The sequence below is a fragment of the Borrelia hispanica CRI genome (assembly GCF_000500065.1).
Classification (GTDB): domain Bacteria; phylum Spirochaetota; class Spirochaetia; order Borreliales; family Borreliaceae; genus Borrelia; species Borrelia hispanica.
In genome coordinates this window covers 1-2,378 of the sequence record NZ_AYOU01000130.1, presented here as the reverse complement: position 1 = coordinate 2,378, position 2,378 = coordinate 1, and the positions used below count along the sequence as shown (strand labels likewise).

Below are 2,378 nucleotides of genomic sequence, written 5' to 3'. Positions count from 1 at the left end.
ATAGAAGATATTCAAAATTAAAAAATTAATTATTTAAGCCCCTGATGGGGCTTATTATTTATAATCATCAAGTTAACCTGAATAAACATTGGAATTCTCTGCTCATAGACATTTGACTAAATAATCTCAATGGACTATTTCCAACTTTATCTGAATCAAATGCCATAAATATATTAAACTTCTCAAGATTACTTAAATCTCTACTACTTTTAGTAAAGTATTCTTTAATTAAATTACACCAATACTCAATACTCTTTAACGTTTTATTTTTATTAAAGTAYTCRAGTAATTTAGAATCATCTCCCGATTTAACAGACTCAAGATAATCGTTTATTTCTGACAAACTACTAAATGGTTTATCACTTAAAAATCTATACATATTTCTTGATGCTATTAGTAAGTTTTGATAATACTTAAATTTATTCATATTAACATTATGTTTAACTTTGGATTTAGAATGGTCAGTATTAACAACTTGTTTGTTTTGTACTCTACTTTCTATTGATTTTGATTTTGTTATATCTACAGATGGTTTGATTGCGCTGCTATCTTTGCTATTAGAAGTATTATTTTCAATTTGTCTTTTATTATTTCTTTGTTCAAGATCTAAGTTACTAGCATCAGTATCAACTTCACTTTCTATTGACAAATATGCAACTAGTGCATAACGTTTGAAATAAGTTATTGCAGACCCCACAAGCTGAGACCACGTATTTTGACTTTTGATTCCAATAGATTTCAATTCCTCTATATATAGAGGTGTATCAAATGAATATTCATACCCACTAGAATTATAAAATGTTGTTGTAACAACACTGATTGTATTATTGCCTATAACTTTACAAGTTGGAACTTGTACAAAATCAATATCTAGATTATTTTCCTTAATAACATTCTTAACTTCCCTTACTATTTCATTAAAATCTTGATACTTATATCCATATCCATTAAGATTTTTGTTCACTCCATCCAAACTCATCCTCAAAGTTTTAAGGTTATTTAAAAAGTTTATTCTCTTTTGATTCATTGTTGTATTTTGATTGCTTGTTTTTGCAACATTATTTTTTATCATTGCTTTAACTCCTTTTATGATTACATAATTCATAATTATACATCAATAATAATGTTTTTGCAAATTTTCATTTTTGATATTATTATTTTTGCTATATATAAAAATAATTTTTATTTTTTACTAAGTTAAGATTTACTTATTACTAATAATTAGGTTATTATTACTAGTAATAAGTAATCATAAGAGGAGATAAAATGAGGAATCAACAAGCTAACAAGCCTAAAACACAATGCAACAATAAATACCAACACAAACTAATAGTATTAATATCAACAATTGATTATACCAATCACAAATATGAAAAATATACACAAGGTGATCTACTTTATTACTTTAATGGTAACTTAAAACGTAACGGACAGAAAGAAACTACTATTAAAACACTACAAAAATATCTATACAAATTAGGCAAAGAATTTCAAGTAACAAATAACTATTATCAACATTTAGGAATTAATATGGGTACTGAAGTTTATTATGAACTCAAATACAACAAAAAAGAATGTAATAGATTAATAAATAAAAGTTTCAAAATAAAAAAAGAAAAAAGATTCCAAAAGCGCGTTAATGAACATTTTAAAAGCAAATTCAATAAAGAGGGGAGTGTAGAAAAAGCGGAGTCTTTATATAATAAATATAATAAGAATAAAAAAGAAGAAAAGTGTACAAGTCAAATCGAAGATTTTCAATTGAAGAAATATGCAAATAAATGTAATTTTAAGACGAGATTCTTCTATAATATTCTTAAACTTAATTTAGAAAAAGAAGTAAAAGTTGACTTATTGAGGAAACTGAAGAATGCTGAGAATGCAATAGAGAGATGCTATATTGGAGATACTAAAAGGGGAGAAGATAAAAGATGCGTAACATTGAAAGAGAAACAAGAGAAGCTTTCATTGGTGTTAGAAAGTGTAGTAACGGAATTAAAAAATGAAGGATATGATAGTGCAGATTTAGAAGCCAAGATGGGGTCTATATATGAAAAATATAGACCCAAGCCCCATTTTATTATAGAACAAGAGAGATATGGGGATTTGAGCGTCATTGTTGCGAATTTAAAGAAGACGGTCAAAAAAACAGAAAATCTGAAATCACAATATGAAGATCTTAAAAACAATATATTTAGCATACTACTTGATCAATTGAGACAAAAAGTAAAGATAGAAATTCTCATACCAAAATTGAAAGAGTATTTAAAAAGGCAAGAGAAATTAGAATATAAAAAGGTATTTAATAACCAGTATTACTATGAACTTTTAGATTTGATAGAAAACCAGAAGGAACATTTAAAACACTCTGAATTTAA

General features: G+C 25.9%; 2 protein-coding genes. One reads left to right on the top strand and one right to left on the bottom strand.

All coding sequences use genetic code 11. The annotated features are described in order from the left end of the window. Positions 1 to 67: 67 nt before the first annotated feature. Complete coding sequence (locus U880_RS0105675) at positions 68 to 1,072, bottom strand: ERF family protein (RefSeq protein ID WP_038359379.1); 1,005 nt, start codon at positions 1,070 to 1,072, stop codon at positions 68 to 70. 194 nt (positions 1,073 to 1,266) lie between these two features. Here U880_RS0105675 and U880_RS0105670 point away from each other — a divergent pair. Then, the coding region (locus U880_RS0105670; protein ID WP_024655127.1) for a plasmid maintenance protein at positions 1,267 to 2,378 on the top strand (1,112 nt) is incomplete at its 3' end.